The organism is Sorangium sp. So ce295 (assembly GCF_051527405.1).
GTDB lineage: Bacteria > Myxococcota_A > Polyangia > Polyangiales > Polyangiaceae > Sorangium > Sorangium cellulosum_B.
The window spans coordinates 10,100,075-10,117,327 of record NZ_CP150324.1 but is presented as its reverse complement, the minus strand read 5'-3'; the positions used below and the strand labels follow the sequence as shown (position 1 = coordinate 10,117,327).

Sequence of the window (17,253 nt, the reverse complement as noted above, 5' to 3'; positions counted from 1 at the left end):
TGGTCCTGCGGCGGGGACGTAGCCTGTTCGGCGGAGGTCGCGCCATGCGTATCATCGCTTCTGCTCTGCTGCTCTTTGCCCCTGCCATCACCCTCGCCGCGTGCGGTGAGATCCGTGTGCTCGATCCGGAGGTCAATTCGAGCAGCGCCCCAGGCGCGGGATCGGGAGGATCCAGCGGCGATGGCATGGGGGCCGCAGGCGCGGGTGGCGGCGGAGGCGCGGGTGGCGGCGGAGGCGCGGGTGGCGGCGGAGGCGCGGGTGGCGGCGGAGGCGCGGGTGGCGGAGGCGCGGGTGGCGGCGGAGGCGCGGGTGGCGGCGGAGGCGCGGGTGGCGGCGGGGGATCGCCGCTAGCGGAGGCCTGGTACCAGCAGATTTCGGGACCCGGGACGGAGCAGGCCACCGCCCTCGCGATCGATAGCGAGGCAAACGTCGTCCTGGCCGGCTGGTCGGGGGGAGCAGCCGATTTCGGCGCCGGCGCCACGCCGCTCGTCGGCGACGCGGACATCTTCGTCGCCACGTATGCAGACGACGGCGCCTTGCGCTGGGTCCGGCGCTTCGGCGGCGGCAGTAGCGTGATGGCCACGGGGGTCGCGGTCGACGGAAACGACGGCATCGCCGTCATCGGCCACTACGCGAACGGTCCGCTCCAGGCCGGCGACCTCGTCCTGGAAGAGCTGGAACGAGACGACCCGAGGACCTCCTCGAGCGACATCTTCGTGCTCGCGCTCGATCGGGACGGCGCCCCGCGCTGGATGCACCGCCTGGGCGGCGGCGGCTTCGACTTCGGAGGCCGCGTGGCCGTCGGTCCCGGAAACAACGTCAGTGTCGCCGCTCAAGCCGGGGGCCGCCTTACCCTCGCCAGGTTCGCCGCCGACGGGACGACCCGCTTCGCGACGGACGTGGGAAACCTGAGCGGATCCATCACGTACGCGATCAGCGGGATGGCCGTGGATCTCCACGGCGACATCCTCGTCGCAGGGACCTTCTCTGGTGACGCCGACCTCGGCGGGGGCTCCACCACCGGGCTGAGAGGCGCTCAGGCCTGGGTGGCGAAGTACTCGGGGGAGGACGGCGCCCACCTCTGGTCGAGGCACTTCGGCGCCCCCCAAGACAGTAGTGAAATCAGCGGCGACGTGGCGAAGGCGCTGATCGTGGACGAGCACGGCGACGTGCTGATCGCCGGTCAGTTCGCGCGGGGCGCCGACCTCGGGGAGGGGCGAATCGACGGTATACACGGCAATTTCCTCATGAAGCTCGCCGGCGAGGACGGCGCGATCCGATGGGTGAACGCGCTCCCGGGCGCACAGTACTTCGGCTCGACCAGCCTCTCGTTCGCGCCCGACGGCAGGGTCGCGCTCATCATCTCGCTCGCGCCACCCTTCGACTTCTTCGACCTCGGCGGCGGCTCGGTGAACACGCCGGGAACCTACATCGCCACCTACGAGCCAGGCACCGGGGCGTTCGTCGCGCAGCGGCGGATCGTCGAGCTCGGCGAGGAGGTCGGGAACATCAGCCTTGCCGCCTCCGTGCTCGACGCGAAAGGACACCTGTCGTTCGTGACGAGCTTCAGGTTCTCCGTGCAGACCGGCTTCGGCGTCCTTGAGAGCGAGGGCTGGGCGAACGACATCCTCCTCGCACACGTGCCGCTCTGAGACGACATGTCCTGCTGCGCGGCACTGGCGCTCTGCTGCGCGGTTCAGGCGCCGCTGCGGCCCGGCACTGGCGCTCTGCTGCGCGGGCCCGGCGTTCTGCTGCGCGGCCTCAGCATCTCTCCTGCGCGCCCTCTTGTGTGTACTGCGTCACATCCGTGCGGGTCCTGCGCGGCCCCGCCGCCCCTCCTGCCCCGACAAGGAGGCAACATTTCCGAACGCGACGGAGACATCGGCCCATCCCGCCACCCCGCCCCGCGAACACCCTCTCCGCGAGCCTGCGGAATGGATGGGAGAGCAAGGGCGATGGCGCCGCGGGAAGGAGCGCGCGAATCGCTTTAAGGTGGGATTAAGGGGCGATCCTCGGGCGGGGACGTAGCCTGTTGCGCGGAGGTTACGCCATGCGCATTATCGCTTCTCTTCTGTTGAGCCTTGCCCCTGCCATCATCCTCGCCGGATGCGGTGAGAGCCGTGAGCCCGATCCGGCCGTCAATTCGAGCGGCGCTCATGGCGCTGGATCGGGAGGATCCGGCGGTGACGGCGTGGGGGGCTGGGGCGGCGGCCCGGGGCAGGGCGGCGGCCCGGGGCAGGGCGGTGGTCCGGGGCAGGGCGGTGGTCCGGGGCAGGGCGGCGGTCCGGGTGAGGGCGGTGGTCCGGGGCAGGGCGGTGGTGGAGGAGAGCCGTCCGGCGAGCCGGTGGATTGCGTGAACCTACCCCACTTCGCGGCCGGCAAGCATCCGGTGATGTTCCTCCACGTGGCTCCCGGCGGGACGGACGCCGCGGGGTGCGGGACGGAGGAGGCACCGTGCTCGACCCTCGCCGCGGCCGTGGGCACGGCGACTCCGGGGACAGCGGTGCGGATCCACGCCGGAACGTACGAGCCCGAGCAGATCAGCGACGTCGCCGGCACTGCCGAGGCGCCGATCTGGATCGGCGGTGCACCGGGGGAGGATCGGCCGGTATTCGTCGGCGGGAGCCCGATCCTGCACTTCTCGAGGCTGCGCCACGTAGTGATGCACGACCTCGAGATCGCCCATACCTTGCCTTCGCAGGATACCCCCGCGCTCATCGTCGATGATGGCGAGGCGTACGCCGACCCGACGGTGACGCAATTCGTCGCCGTCGAGCGCGTTTCCGTGCGCGACGTCGACACGTATGCCGCCTCGGCTGTGCGCTTGGCCGGAGTCAACGACTTCTGGCTGCTGGACAGCGAGTTGGTCGACATGGACGCGTATAATGGGCTCGAAATCATCGGCTCGCATCGCGGCGTGGTCGCCCGCAACGCGGTCAACGGGGCGAGGGTCGCCGGCGTCGTGATCGGGGGCGGCAGCTCGGACGTCGAGATCCGCAACAATCGCATCTTCGATGTCATCGGGGGCTACGGGGTCCGGCTCGGCACGATCGTGTCGCCCGAGGCGTTTCGCCCGCCGGTCGCGCCGGGGGCCGACATCATCGAGGTGCAGGACGTCCGCGTGCTCGGAAATCTGATCGTGGCGCCCGGCGCGGCGGTCTCTTTCAACGGCTGTGTGGGGTGCCTGGTCGCCAACAACACCATCGTGTTCCCGAACCACAGCCTGCTGTCGTTCTTTCCCGGGTCGGGAGGCGTGGGCGAAAACCCCAGGGTTCAGGCGACAGCGGACAATCGCTTCGTCAACAACATCACGTACTATCGCCGCAGCGACGTCGGGGCGAAGGAGTATTATCCGCCGTCGTTCCCGACGCTGGCGACGAATTCATTGCACACGAACCTGTGGTACGCGGCCGACGATCCGGAGGCGTCGAGTCCGGTCGGGTTGCCGCTCACGGACTACGGCTCGATGGCGGGGATCGATCCGGGGTTCGTCGACGTCGCCGGCGGGGATTATCACCTCAAGCCGGACAGCCCCGCCGTGAGCAGCGGGACGCCGCTCGCGGCGCTGTCGACGGATCTCGACGGAGCTTGCTTCGACGACCCGCCCTCGCGCGGCGCGCTGCAATAGCAGCAAGGGCGGACGGCTCGCCCCGAGCGTCATCCGTCCCCCTCCGCCTCCTCTCCTCCTCCCGCCGCCTGCCCTTTCTCGGCCGCATCGCGCGCGAGCGCTCCCGCATGGATCGCCCGCACCTCGTCCATCGTGCTGATCTCGTCTGCACCCTTGTCAGGCCGGTATCTCCTCACCCGCGCAGACCGCAGCGCGACCCCCCCGGGGAACCGCGGACTCGCCTGCACGCCGTCGAAGGCGACCTCGACGACGATCTCCGGCCGCACGTACACCGTGTCTGCGTCGCGGCCGATCTCGAGCTCCAGCAGCCGCTGCGTCTGCGACGCGATCACCTCGTCGTTCATGCCCTTGAACGTCTTGCCGAGCAGGACGAAGCCCCCGGCCGCGGGATCGCGCGCCCCGAGGTGCAGGTTGCTGAGCAGCCCCCGGCGCCGGCCCGTCCCCCAGTCGGCTGCCAGCACCACCAGGTCGAGGGTGCGCGCCCGCTTCACCTTGAGCCACGAGCCGCGGCGCCGCCCCGCCTCGTAGGGCGCGGCGAGCGACTTGGCGATCACGCCCTCATGGCCGCGGGCGAGCGCGTCGGCGAAGAACGCCTCGGCCTCGGCCGCCGTCGGCAGCTCGATGCGCGGGACCCTCAGCGACCGGTCGAGCACCTGCCGGAGCGCGGCCGTGCGCTCGCTGCCGGGCCGGTCGAGCAGATCCTCGCCGTCGAGGTGCAGCACGTCGAAGAACAGGGCGCGCAGCGGCAGCTCGGCGCGCAGCGCGGCCGCGTCGTGCGCGCGGCCGAAGCGGCGCATCGTGACCTGGAACGGGTGCGGCGCGCCGTCCGCGCGAAAGGTGAGCGCCTCGCCGTCGAGCACGACCGAGCGGACCGGGAGCGCCCGGACGACCTCGACAATCTCGGGGACCGCCTTCGTGACCGGGCCGAGGCCGCGGCTGAAGACGCGCACCTCGTCGCCGGCCTTGTGCGCCTGCACGCGCACGCCGTCGAGCTTCCACTCCAGCGCCATCGCGCGGAGCTCGCTCAGCGCCGTCGCGACGTCGTCGGCCGACTGCGCCAGCATCGGCTGCACGGGGCGGAGCAGCTGCAGCGAGAAGCGCTGGAGGCCGAGCGCCCCCTCGAGGAGCGCGGCCTTGGCCACCTCCGCCGCGTCGCCGGCCAGCATCACCGCGCGCCGCAGCGAGGCCGGCGGCACCCGCGCCGCGCGCGCCACCGCGTCGACCATGACCGGCTCGAGCCTCTCCTGGCGGAGCTCGCCGGCGAGGAGCCGCGCGAAGAAGTCCCGCTCGAGATCGGTGGCGCGCGCGAACAGCCCCGCCAGCGCCGCGCGGCGCTCCCCCCCGGCCCCCGGCCCCGAGGCGCGCGCGATCTCCGTGAAGACCGCGTCGGCGTCCCCCAGGGTGAGCGCAGGCTGGGCGACGGAAGGAGAGGCCCGGCGGGCCTCGGCGAACACCGAAGGCCCGAGGCCGAGCCGCCCCTGGCGCAGCCGACCGGTGAGCCAGTCGACGCCGATCTGCACCTCCGCGGGCGAGAGGCGGCGCAGGAGCGCGGCGAGCGCGCCGATCTTCTCGACACGGCGAGAGAGCGCGGCGACACGCTCGGAGGTGGCGACAAGGTCGGAAACGAGCACGCGGGCAACCCTACCCTGGCACCTCGAGAGCTCACGCTCGACGGGTCTTTTTGACGAGGCCGCTGCAGGGTGTCCCCCGCAACCGAGCCGGGGAACTCCGCAGGATCGAACCTGGCCCATGGGCGCCAAGTGTTCTCCGCATGGGCCGAGAGAGCCTACCAAAGGGTGTAAGGCGCCGGAGCAGAAAAGCGCTCTCCCGCGCCGGAATGATGGCTACTCGCGATTGCAACCACTTGCGGGGGCGAGCGAAGAATTATCATGTCATCCGCAGTCGAGTGCCTCGCTCGGTCGCCGCCAGCGCCGCCAGCGCCGCCAGCGCCGCCAGCGCCGCGGGCAGGCGAGAGCGCTGTCGCTTTTCAAAATGATCTCGTGTGCCGCTCGTATAGATTCCCCAGGTGCGAAGCGCCCGACGCGCCTGCGCCGCCGCGCGGGGGGGAGAGCGCGCGCGGAGCTGCCCCGCCGTGGCCGCAGACTCCCGGACACGCCGCGAGATGGCCCCAGCCGCGCCCGTCTCCCTCGACGGCGCGATCGCTCCGTTTAGTTGACCTCCGCCGCGGGCCTTGATACCGGGTTGGCGGTCGGCACGCCGTGGGCAGGTGAACACGGCGGGCGGGCGCGGTTTTCCTCAACCACAGCTCAGGAATAGCGCCCTCCGCTGACAAGGCCGCCGATTTTGGCCTTGGGAGCAGCTGGCTTGGTTTTTGCGCAGCACCTCTCCGGCAGCTGGACTGTACTGGAAGGAGCTGACGTGGTGTTGGTGTCCGCACGGGAAGGCGACGGAGGTTCTTCGATGGTGGAGCGGCAAGTCCGGAAGCGGGTGGGCGTCGTGATGGGCGGCTCGTCGGGTGAGCGCGACGTGTCCCTGCGCTCGGGCGCGGCCGTCGCCGAGGCGCTCGAGGCCCGCGGGTACGATGTCGTGCGGATCACGCTCGGGGACAGGTTCGGCGCGGAGCTCTGCGCGACGCTGCAGCGCGCGCGGCTCGACGCGGCCTTCCTGGCACTGCACGGACGTCTCGGTGAGGACGGGTGCGTGCAAGGCGTCCTGGAGCTCGCCCAGATCCCGTACACGGGGTCGAGCGTGCTCGGGAGCGCCCTTGCGATGGACAAGCTGAAGGCCAAGGAGATGTTCCGGCTGCACAACGTGCCGACGCCTCCCTACTACACTGTGGGTGCGAATCAGGACCTCGAGGAGCTCGATGCCGTCCATGGCTCGTTCGGGTTCCCCGTCATCGTCAAGCCGCGCGGCGAGGGGTCGAGCCTCGGCGTGACCAAGGTCGGGTCGCTCGAGGAGCTGAAGTCGGCGCTCGCGCTGGCGTTCGAGTTCGACGACGCCGCCATCGTGGAGCGGTTCGTGGCGGGGACCGAGGTCAACGTGGGCATCCTGGACGGGAAGGTCCTTGGCGCGATCGAGATCGTCCCGAAGAAGGGGCTCTATGACTACGAGGCCAAGTACACGCCGGGCATGACCGAGTACCACATGCCGGCGCGCCTCCCGCCGACCCGCTACCGCGGCGTCCTGAACCTGGCGGAGCGGGCGGCCCAGGCGCTCGGGTGCACGGGCGCGGTGCGGGTGGATCTGCTCGTGACCGGCGGAGAGAACGAGTACGTGCTCGAGGTGAACACCCTGCCGGGCATGACCCAGACAAGCCTCCTGCCGAAGATCGCGGAGGCCGCAGGCTACGAGTTCGGCGACCTGTGCGAGGCCATCCTGGCGAGCGCCAGGCTGCACCAGCCGGTGCGGCGCCGCGCGCCCGCCGCCTCGGAGCTGCGGCTCAGCGAGCGGGGACAGGCCGAGAAGCGGCTGCGCCTCGTGAAGTCGGCGATCTGAAGCGAAGGCGAGCGCGGCTCCGGGGCCCCCTGCCGGAGCCGGGCGCGGCCAGCGAATCCAAGCGTACCCCGGACAGCCAAGCGCTCAAGGCACCCGCTTCATGGTGATGAAGTCGGTCGCCATGCCCTCGACGATGGGCTTGAGCTTGAACACGTCGCCTTCACAGCGGTACTCGAAGAGGGTCCCTGGGCGGTCCATGCCAGAGAAGGCGTTGGTCGCGGGCACGGGCATGTCGCGGCCGCCGAGCGTGGCCTTGGTCTCGACGCGCAGCCCGCTCATGTCGGCGCGCGTCGTCTTCCAGCGGCCAGGGCCCGCGGGCTCGTAGTCTGCGCTGGAGCGGCCGTTCATCTTGAGCGTGATCCTCATGGCCATCCCCGCCGTGGGCGCCTCGAATACGTTCTCGACGCCGCCCTCGCTCGTCTCGCACACGTAGCTGCCACGCTCGTTGCCGTTGAACGTGCAGATGTACTTCCCGCGCTCGCTGACGACGCGCGCGCCCGACGAGTTGCGCGCCAGCGTCTCGAGGAACATATCGGCATAGTCGTATTCCCACTTGCCTGTCGGGCAGCTCGCCGCCGGCGCCACGGCGGACGCGCCGCTCGGGGCAGGCGCAGCCGGCGCGGCCGCGGCGGTCGCGCCCGCGGCGGTCGCGCCCGCGGACGCAGGCGCGCTCGCGGACTCGGAGCGGTCACAGGCTGCAAGCGCAGCAATCGACACCACGGTGAACGGGAGCAGGTGCGGACGTGCCATGCACCGAGAGTACGCGCCCAGGCGCGCAGTTGCACGCATCAAGGCGCGGAAGCGACGATGCGCCCATCACTGTTTCGGCACCCAGCACCCGAGATGCAGGAGCTCCACCCCTCTCTCGCTCTTGTGCGTGTGGACCGTAACGAACGCTCCCCTAATTGCGTGCCCCGCGCTGGGCGCGGCCTGCACCAGCGGCAGCTCCGTATCCATATCCTTCCGTAGCTTGGCGAGCTTCTGGTACATTCCCTCTCCCTTGAAGAAATCCAAACAAAAAGCTCGCTGCTCACGACCGGTGCAGTACCCGAGCACCTGCTCGCACCCGTCGATGTGGTACTTGTAGCCGTCGTGGATTTTGCACTCACCCAGATATTTCCATCGTCCACCGAACGCATGCTCGATCACAACGTCGACATGCCCGTTGACGAACCGCTCGGCGGTCGCCTGATAACCGGATTTGTTCAGGAAATCAGCCAGCAGCAACGACAGCCCGCGCTCGTCGAGCTTGGAGTACAGCTTGGCGCCGCTCTCGATGGTGCGTAGCGCGCTGTCAATGGCCCCTTCGGTCGCCTCGATGAACTCGCCCTCCGTCGTCGCGCGCAGGAGAGCTAGGAGGTTTGAGTTGTGCGCCTCGAGCAGACCGAAGAGGCGTTCCAGGGAGTCGTCGAAGGCAACCGGCGGGCTCATGCCGCACCTCCCTCGCGCAGGGCATCTTGCTCGGCAGCGGCCCAAATCACCTCGATTTGCGAGGCCCACGCGATGCGGGCGGCCCTGTTTTCGCTGAGAGCCAAGTACAGGTGCCGCACTTCGTCGGGCGGTACCAGGCGTGGCTGCGATCGGGATCGGTCGACGTAGAAGCGGCGGAGCCCCGCGGACTGCGGGCGGGCCAGGCGCTCGACGGCGGCGACGCCGTCCGCTTCGGTCAGCCCGCGTGCGACAGCCGTCCGGAGCGTGTCGGCCAGGCTGATGCGCCCTTCTCGGTCCAGCACGTCCAGGAGCTCGGCTCCCAGCCGATCGCAGGCGTCGGCGGACAACGCCAGGCGCTCTGAGAGCTGCCTGCGCGCCCCTCCAGCCCCGCGAGGTCGCGGCGACTTCAGCGGCGTGTCGTCTGACAGGTCCGACGTCAACCGGTAGACCAAATCCGTCACGAAGCGCTTGAAGGACGGGTTCTGGACGAACTGCTTGTAGACTTCCGTATCGTCCTTGAGCAGGCCGAGCATCACCCTGGCGAGCACCTTGTCGAACTCGAGCAGCGCGGTCTCCGGCGTGTTCCGCTTGGCGTTCTGGTACGCGGCATCGGCCGCCACCTTCGGCGCGACGTCGTCGACGAAGCGCTGGAAGATGCGATCGGCGTCGCCGAACGTGGAGCCGAACTGCTCGTTGAAGCCCTTGAGGATGTTCGACAGCCGATCCATCTGCGCCTCGGGCCGGTGGCCCCCGCCGGCCACGGGCACGGGACCGACGACCCCCTCCTCGTCGGGCAAGGCGAGCTCCTGCGCGGCCCGCTTCTCCACGCGATAGCTGTCCATGTCGATGGATTCGAGGATCCCGCGAGACAGGTCCTCCTCCTTCGGCGCCGGCAGCTTCGGGATGAGAAAGTTCAGGAGAATGGAGAGCTTCTCCCATGCCGCGTTCGAGTAGGGCAGCACGGAGGCGAGGAACTCGTACGTCCGGACGAACGCCTTCGCCTTGCCTTTGAAGTCGACCTGCCCGTCCTCGTCGAGGCGTTCGAGGTAGCCCGCCACGCAGGCGTCGAGGATGGGATCGAGCCTGTCCCGCTCCGCGCCGCTCAGGAAGAGCGTGACCACCTCCTCGACCTGCTCCGGCGCGTAGACCTGCCAGCCGTCGAGCGCCGCCTTCAGATCGTGGAGCTTGTTGGGGTCCGTCTCCTCGCTCAGGACCGTGGTCTGGTAGTAGTCGGCGAAGGCCTTGGTGATGGTCTCGGCGTCGTTCTGGAAGTCGAGGACGAAGACGTCGTGCTTGTCGGGGTGCGCGCGGTTGAGGCGCGAGAGCGTCTGGACGGCCTTGATGCCCGACAGCGGCTTGTCCACGTACATGGTGTGGAGGAGGGGCTCGTCGTAGCCGGTCTGGAACTTGTCGGCGCAGACCAAGAAGCGATACGGGTCCTCCTGGATCCGGTTGACGATCTCCGAGCTGGGAAAGCCGTTCAGCGCCGTCTCGGTGACCTTGCCGTCCCCGAAGTCGTGCTCGCCGGAGAACGCCACGATGGCGCGGTAGGGGCTCTCGCGCTCGGCGAGGTAGGCCTTTAGCGCGTGGAAGTACTGCACGGCCCGCTCGATGCCGCTGGTGACCACCATGGCCCGCGCCTCGCCCTTGATCTTGCGGAGCGCGATCACCTGCTCGTGGAAGTGGTCGGCCATGATCTCGGCCTTGAGGCGGATCGCGGTGTCGTGGCCCTCCACGTAGCGGCGCAGCTTCTTCCGGGCCTTCTTGACGTCGAACTCGGGGTCGCCCTCGGTGGTCTTGACCAGCTTGTAGTAGCTGCTCACCGGCGTGTAGCTCGCGAGGACGTCGAGGATGAAGCCCTCGGCCACGGCCTGCTTCATCGTGTAGCTGTGGAAGGGCTGGTGCCGGATCTTGCCCTCGGCGTCGGGCGGGAGCGCCTCGCCGAACATCTCCAGGGTCTTGTTCTTGGGCGTCGCCGTGAACGCGAAGTAGCTCGCGTTATTGAGCAGCTTGCGTGCGTCCATGCGCCGCTCCAGCTCGTCGTTGACCACGTCCTCCGGGTCCTCGTCGGCTTCGGCCAGCGCCTCGCTCATCGCCGTGGTCGCCTTGCCTCCCTGGCTCGAATGGGCCTCGTCGATGATGATCGCGAACCGGCCGCTGCGGTGGGCGTCGTCGATCTCCTTCAGCAAGAAGGGGAAGGTCTGGACGGTGGTGATGATGATCTTCTTGCCGGAGGCCAGGAACCTCGAGAGCTGCTGCGTCTTCGAGCCCCCCGCGCCGGTGACGGCGCCGACGACGGCGCTCACCTGGGCGAACTGCTTGATGTTCTGCTGGATCTGCTCGTCGAGGATGCGGCGGTCCGTGACCACGATGATGGAGTCGAAGGCGTCCTTGTCGTCCCTCTTCACCGCGATGAGCTGGTGGGCGAGCCACGCGATCGAGTTGGACTTGCCGCTGCCCGCCGAGTGCTGGACCAGGTAGCGCCTGCCGACCCCGTGCTCGCGCACGTCGGCGAGCAGCTTCCGCACGACGTCGAGCTGATGATAGCGAGGGAAGATCTGCCTGCGCCTCTTCTTGCCGGTGCGCCGGTCCGGATCCTCGACGATCTGCGCGTAGTTCTCCAGGATGTCCGTGAGCCCTGCGGGGGTGAGCACGCGCTCCCAGAGGTAAGCTGTCTTTAAGCCGTCCGGGTTGGGCGGGTTCCCGGCCCCCCCGTTGGTTCCCTGATTGAAGGGCAAGAACCATGATCCCTTGCCCTTGAGCTCGGTGCAGAACCGCACCTCAGCGTCGTCGACGGCGAAGTGGGCGACGCAGCGGCCGAAGGCGAACAGCGGCTCTCTGGGGTTGCGATCATTGCAATACTGCTGGACCGCATCGGCTACCGTCTGCTTGGTGAGGCTGTTCTTAAGCTCGAAGGTGGCGACGGGCAGTCCGTTGACGAACAGGGCGAGATCGAGCGCGCGGCGCGTCTCGTCGCTGCTGTACGCGAGCTGGCGCGTGACGTTGAAGCGGTTACGGGCAAAGCGCTCCTCGGCCTTTTGATTGCCCGGGGACGGAGTGCCGTAGAAAAGCTCGATATGATGCGCGCCGTGGTCGATGCCCTTGCGCAGCACGTCGACGACGCCGCGCTTGCCAATCTCCTTCTCCAGGCGCCCGAGGAACTGGCGACGCGTTGGCGTGTCCGAACCGAGCGAGAGGGCCGCGTCGAGCTTCGGCTGGGTGGCGAGGAGGAAGCCGCGGAGCTGGACGAGGTCAACGCAGGCACCGCGGTCGTAGTGCTTCGAATCGCCGAGGAGCCAGCCGGTCCCGCCCGCGACGGGCGTGGAGGACTCGGCGGCAATGTAGGGTGGCGAGAGGAGGTCGATCCGCCCGGTCATGGCGCGGACGATGAGGGATTCGAGGCCCTTCTCGCTGGTGTCGGTGGTCATGCGGTCTCCTCCTCGGCTCAGGTCGAAGGTTCACCCCCGCTCGTGATCGGCCGCGGTGCGGCGCCGATCTGCGCGCGCGCGTGGGCAATGGCCTCCAGGAGCTTCTTCTCGAGGAGCGCGCGCGGGGGCAGCTCCGTCAGGTAGCTCGCCACGCGGATCGATCCCTCGCTGAGCTGGAGCAGCTCGATCTGCTCCTCGTTCTTGTCGGCGCAGAGGATGAGGCCGAGCGGCGGGTTCTCGTGGGGCTGGCGCTCATGCTTGTCGAGCCAGCGGAGGTAGAGCTCCATCTGCCCCTTGTCGCGGGCGTCGAAGCGGCCGAGCTTGAGCTCGACGGCCACGATGGCCCGCAGCGGACGGTGGAAGAAGAGCAGGTCGAGGTAGAAATCCTCGGCGCCGATGCTCATCCGCTTCTGCCGCGCGATGAAGCTGAAGCCCTGTCCCAGCTCCAGGAGGAAACCCTCCAGCTCCCGCAGGATGGCGGCCTCCAGCTCGCGCTCGCCGAAAGAGGCGGGCAGGCCGAGGAAGTCGAGGACGTACGGGTCGGGGAAGACGAGGTCGGGCGTCATCCGGCCGCCCTCGCCGAGCGCGGACAGCGCTTCTTGAACGACAGCTTCCGGGCGCTTCGCGATGGCGGTGCGCTCGAAGAGCATGCCGGCGATCTTCTCCTGGAGGGTCCGGGTGCTCCAGCCTTCAAGGCGGCAGAGCTCGACGTAGAAGCGGCGCTGGAGGGGGTCGTCGAGGGCGATGATCTCTCGAAGATGAGTCCAGCTCAACTGTGCACGCAGCGCGTGCACAATCTCCGGATCCGGGAAAACCTCGGCGAAGCGGAGCATGTGATGGAGGTTGCGCTTGCTGAAGCCGCGGCCGTACTCAGCCGACAGGGAGGCGGCCACGTCGGCGACGACCTGCTCGCCGTACGCGGCCCGGCCCTCGCCGACGACGTGCTCGCGAAGGCGGCGGCCGATCTGCCAGTAGAGCCAGACGAGCTCGCTGTTGATGGATCGGGCGGCGGCGGCCCGGCTCTGGTCGATGAGGCGGCGCAGCTCGTCGACGAGGGTGGCAGGAAGGGGGACGAGCGGGGCGGTCATTCGGGCTCGCCTTCGTCGAGGTCGTCGTCGGTGGCGTCGTCGTCGAGGTCGGCGGGGGTGGGTTCGTCGGGGTCGGAGGCGGGGAGGCGGGCGGCGGTGGCGCGGACGTCGAGCTGGCCGGTGACGACGTCGGCGATGAGGCGGGTGCGGTATTCCCGGATGAGGGAGATCTCGCGCTCGACACGCGTGATCGAATCCTCAACGCCTCGGCACTGAAGCTCAATGGCGGTCACAATGCGAGCCTGTTCGTCTTTCGGCGGGCAAAGAATAGACAGGCAGCGAACGTCGTCGAGTGTAAGGCCCACCTTTGTGCCCCCGTTGGTCAGGAGCCGGCATTGTGCCTTACCAAAAGGCGAAAGCAGCACGTAGCCGACCCAACGGGATAACGCAGTCCCTTTGCGAAGTCGAATTAGCGCAGTATGTTGATTGACGTAAGAAGACTCAAATTCCCTGGGAACAACGCCGACCGCCCCAATCTGAGCTGTGATCGATAGAAGTAGATCGTTGGCGATTGTCCGAGTTCGCTCTCTCTCAGAATCCGCGGGTGGTTGGACATGAACAAGACGACGCGTGCGAAGATCGATAGACGATGTTGAGATGTTTCCGATTCGCAGAAAAACGGAGCCGGTATCTGAGTAGTATCGTGCCCAGCCGCGTGAGCCACTCGTGACGAACGTCGACAGGGTCTTCAGTCGTCGTAAGTTCCAATGTGCCGGAATCTCTCCAAGCCATTCCACCCCCGAGTTCTTCCTTGGTACGCTCGGATCAATCCCGCAAGTGACGGCGCGGTGGATGATGGCCTGTTTCTGCTCATTCAGGAGTGCGATGAGTCTCCGCTTCGCCTGAATGAAGCGATCTGTGCGGCGGTTGGCGTGGTAGAGGAAGCGGCCGATGATCGTCTGCTCGGCGAGTGGCGGCAGCGGCAGATCGATGCTGGCAAAGTTGCTGAAATTTAGATCTTGACCATCCCGAATAAAGTCGGCCGTAGATTGTAGTGCACGGATATAACCGTGGGACTTGAATAGGTGAGTAAAGTAGCCGACGTCGACACCCGCCTGTGCCTTCAAGACAACATAAGAAGAACGGATGGCCCCAGATGCCCACGCGCGCTCCAGTCCGCCCTGAAAGCTTCTCATACTAATGACGAAGTCGTCCTTCTCGACGTGCCGGCGCTTCTCCAGATGCATGGAGATCCTCACGACGCGACGACCGACCCTCGCCTCGAAGTCCGACTGCGGGATCACTCCATACGCTTGCGTCGCCGAAAGCTGCACATCTCCTGGAAAGGCAAGTTCTTTGCGAGCGGAAAACAATCTCTTGCTGCGCGAGATGTCCCAATGGGCGGGAATCTGCCGGAGCCACGGCACACCGATCGCCTTGTATTCAGGGTACGGTCTGAGCTTCTCGATCATGCCGCCCCCCGCTTGACCAGCCCATTGAGCAGCCCCTCCGCCTCCTTCTCGACCGCCACGATGTCCAGCGCAATCTCTTCCAGCGACCGCAGCCGCTGCGGCTTATAAAAGTGCCTCGTGAAGCTCACCTCATACCCGATTTGCGTCTTGCTCTCGTCGAGCCACGCATCCGGCGCATAAGGCAACACCTCCCGCCGCAAGAACGCCTCGATGCCGCCCTTCTCCAGGAGTGGCACCTGCTCCGTGTCACGGAGGTCGGTGTCCGGCTCGTACTCGACGACGCACTTGTTGCCCTCGACCGTCTCCTGATAGAGCCCTCGCAGCGGGTCCGCCGCCGCCTTACCTGGCTTATGCACCTTGGCAATCACGGGCGGCGCCGTCTCCACTCTCCAGCTCACGGCACGCAGCAGCAGCTTCAGATCGGACGCGCCGACCCTCCTGTCCAGCTTGTCGAGCGCTGCAATTACCTGCCGCCGGAACTCGTTATGATCCTCGAACACCCCGCCCCCGAGCGTCTTCCGTAGCGCCGTCGCTGTCTCCACCAGCCGCCCGTCGCGCTCCCACGTCTTCGGATCGAGCAGCTTCTTCTTCTTCTTCTCCGGAAGACCTTTCTTCGGTGCGTCCTCCTCACCCTCGTCCTCGCTCTCCCCGTCGCCCCAGGCCGCCAGCCGCTTCTCGAGCGCCGCCTTCGCCTTACCGAAGTTCTCGAAGAGCGCATCCCCGAGCTCGTCATACAAGACGCTCCGGATGTCCTCGTCCCCCGATGCGAATCGCAGCCCCTCGATCGCCTTGGTCGTCAACTGGCTGTGGAGCCGCAACGGCCGCTCCACCGTCACCTTCCAGTACCCGAACGCCTCGTTGTCGAACACCCGCGACTGCTCGCTCTCGGTGAACGCTTCGTAGGCCGCCAGCGCCCGCGCGATGTCCTCCTCGGACAGCTCGCAGTTCTTCTTTCCCAGGTTTTTCCGCAGCGGCTTGAACCACCCGCTCGCGTCGATGAGCTGCACCTTGCCCTTCCGCCGGGGCTCTTTCCGGTTGCTCAACACCCACACGTAGGTCGCGATCCCGGTGTTGTAGAACATGTTGAGCGGCAGCGCGACGATGGCCTCGACCCAGTCGTTCTCGAACAGCCAGCGCCGGATGTTGCTCTCGCCCTGCCCAGCGTCGCCGGTGAACAGCGACGAGCCGTTGTGGACCTCGGCGATGCGGCTGCCCAGCACCGATTTGTGGTTCATCTTCGAGGCCATGTTGGCGAGGAAGAGGAGCTGCCCGTCGCTCGAGCGGGTGACCAGGGACAGTTCCTCGCCCTTGTGCATCACCCTGAAGCGCGGGTCGCGCATCCCGTCCTTGCCGCCCATCAGGTCGAGGTCCTTCTTCCAGCTCTTCCCGTAGGGCGGGTTGGCGAGCATGAAGTCGAACACCTCGGCCGGGAAGGCGTCGTGCGAGAGCGTCGAGTGCTCGGCGCCGCCGATGATGTGCTCGGCCTGATCGCCCTCGCCCTTCATGAGCAGGTCGGCCTTGCAGATCGCGTAGGTCTCGGGGTTGATCTCCTGGCCGTAGAGGTGCGTCTTCACCGACTGGCGGTGCTCGGCGGCGATGCGCTGGAGCGTCTCCTCGGCGACGGTGAGCATCCCCCCCGTGCCGCAGGCACAGTCGTAGAGCTTGTAGGAGCCGGACTTCACCCGGCCGGCGATGGGGCGGAACATGAGCGTGGTCATGAGCCGCACCGCGTCCCGGGGCGTCCAGTGCTCTCCGGCCTCCTCGTTGTTCTCCTCGTTGAACTTGCGGATCAGTTCCTCAAAGACGGTACCCATGGAGTGGTTGTCCATGGCCGGGAGCCGCACCGTGCCGTCGGCGTTCAGCACCGGTAACGGGCTGAGGTTCGTATCGGGATCGAAGAACTTCTCTATCAGGGTGCCGAGCGCATCGTTCTTCGACAAACGAGCGAGGACGTTGCGAAACTCGAAATTGACCAGGATCTCCTGCACGTTCTGCGAGAAGCCGTCGAGATAGTCCTCGAAGTCGGCCTTGAGCTGCTGTGGGTTGCCGCGGCCTTTCAGATCGCGCAGGCTGAACCGGGAGGTGTTGTAAAAGGCCTGGCCGGATGCGGCCGTAAGCGCGGCGCTTTGTTCGGTGATACGTGCCTTGTCCAGCAGCGCCTTGGTCTCCCAGACCTGCTTGCGGGTCGGCTCCAGCACCGCGTCGAGGCGGCGCAGGACGCACATGGGGAGGATGACGTCGCGATACTTTCCGCGGACGAAGAGGTCGCGGAGCACGTCGTCGGCGATACCCCAGATGAAGGAGATGATGCGGTTGTGCGTGGCCTGGTCCATGTTCGACAGCGTTCCGCGCGGGAGTGGGCGGGGAGAAGATGAGACCGCGGCGCCCGGGGATGACGGCGCCCAGGGGAGCGCCTGCTGCGATGACCCGGCGAGGCGGGTGATCAGGGGCGCCTTGGCGCGCCCCCCGCCGTCGAGGCCGAACTGGCGGCAGAGCTCGGCGAGTCGGTCTCGGGAGAGACCGACGAGCAGGTCGGGCATGGGCGGCCCCGTCATCTCGATCCGGTCGGCGATGTGTGCCTTCACCCGCCGGTCGCCGATGCTCAGACGGTGCGCATCGGCGAGGGCGAGCAGCTCGTTGCGGGAGAGGAGGTCGAGGACCTGGCGCGGAGTCGGCATGCGCGGAGCTAGACGGTAGGTCGGGGCGGCGAGGGATCGCAACGGAAAGATCGTGGCCGGTCCTTCACAGCATATCACGCGCCTCGACGGGTCCGGGGGCAGGAGCGGGCGGCCTACCGGAGGCGCACA

The 17,253-nt window shown here is 67.7% G+C and carries 10 protein-coding genes; 3 read left to right on the top strand and 7 right to left on the bottom strand.

Translation table 11 applies throughout. From position 1 onward, the window contains the following. Positions 1–44 precede the first annotated feature (44 nt). Both WMF11_RS38320 and WMF11_RS38315 read left to right on the top strand, forming a co-directional pair. Positions 45–1,652: a hypothetical protein gene (locus tag WMF11_RS38320; protein ID WP_437974308.1), complete on the top strand. Its 1,608-nt coding sequence runs from the start codon at positions 45–47 to the stop codon at positions 1,650–1,652. A gap of 398 nt (positions 1,653–2,050) precedes the next feature. After that, positions 2,051–3,628 carry a hypothetical protein gene (locus tag WMF11_RS38315; protein ID WP_437974307.1) on the top strand — a complete coding sequence of 526 codons (1,578 nt, stop codon included), beginning with the start codon at positions 2,051–2,053 and terminating at the stop codon, positions 3,626–3,628. A gap of 29 nt (positions 3,629–3,657) precedes the next feature. Here the strand turns inward: WMF11_RS38315 and WMF11_RS38310 are convergent, their stop codons facing one another. Next, on the bottom strand, positions 3,658–5,259 hold the full coding sequence (locus WMF11_RS38310; RefSeq protein WP_437974306.1) for an ATP-dependent DNA ligase: 1,602 nt from the start codon (positions 5,257–5,259) through the stop codon (positions 3,658–3,660). Between the two features lie 790 nt (positions 5,260–6,049). On the opposite strand from WMF11_RS38310, the gene WMF11_RS38305 reads away from it, so the two are divergent. Beyond that, on the top strand, positions 6,050–7,087 hold the full coding sequence (locus tag WMF11_RS38305; RefSeq protein ID WP_437710644.1) for a D-alanine--D-alanine ligase: 1,038 nt from the start codon (positions 6,050–6,052) through the stop codon (positions 7,085–7,087). Positions 7,088–7,171: 84 nt separating this feature from the next. Here the strand turns inward: WMF11_RS38305 and WMF11_RS38300 are convergent, their stop codons facing one another. The 6 genes from WMF11_RS38300 to WMF11_RS38275 all read right to left on the bottom strand — a co-directional run bounded on the left by WMF11_RS38300 (position 7,172) and on the right by WMF11_RS38275 (position 16,779). Beyond that, complete coding sequence (locus WMF11_RS38300; RefSeq protein WP_437974305.1) at positions 7,172–7,837, bottom strand: hypothetical protein; 666 nt, start codon at positions 7,835–7,837, stop codon at positions 7,172–7,174. Positions 7,838–7,903: 66 nt separating this feature from the next. Beyond that, positions 7,904–8,518: a hypothetical protein gene (locus tag WMF11_RS38295; RefSeq protein WP_437974304.1), complete on the bottom strand. Its 615-nt coding sequence runs from the start codon at positions 8,516–8,518 to the stop codon at positions 7,904–7,906. Next, on the bottom strand, positions 8,515–11,946 hold the full coding sequence (locus WMF11_RS38290) for a type I restriction endonuclease subunit R (protein ID WP_437974303.1): 3,432 nt from the start codon (positions 11,944–11,946) through the stop codon (positions 8,515–8,517). The genes WMF11_RS38295 and WMF11_RS38290 overlap by 4 nt, the downstream gene beginning before the upstream one ends. A 17-nt stretch (positions 11,947–11,963) precedes the next feature. Continuing rightward, positions 11,964–13,034, bottom strand: a complete 1,071-nt coding sequence (locus WMF11_RS38285; protein WP_437974302.1) for a PDDEXK nuclease domain-containing protein — start codon at positions 13,032–13,034, stop codon at positions 11,964–11,966. Continuing rightward, positions 13,031–14,446 (bottom strand): restriction endonuclease subunit S, encoded by a 1,416-nt coding sequence (locus WMF11_RS38280; protein ID WP_437974301.1) that lies wholly within the window; start codon positions 14,444–14,446, stop codon positions 13,031–13,033. Before WMF11_RS38280 ends, WMF11_RS38285 begins: the two co-directional genes overlap by 4 nt. Continuing rightward, positions 14,443–16,779, bottom strand: a complete 2,337-nt coding sequence (locus WMF11_RS38275) for a type I restriction-modification system subunit M (RefSeq protein ID WP_437979377.1) — start codon at positions 16,777–16,779, stop codon at positions 14,443–14,445. Before WMF11_RS38275 ends, WMF11_RS38280 begins: the two co-directional genes overlap by 4 nt. Positions 16,780–17,253: the final 474 nt, after the last annotated feature.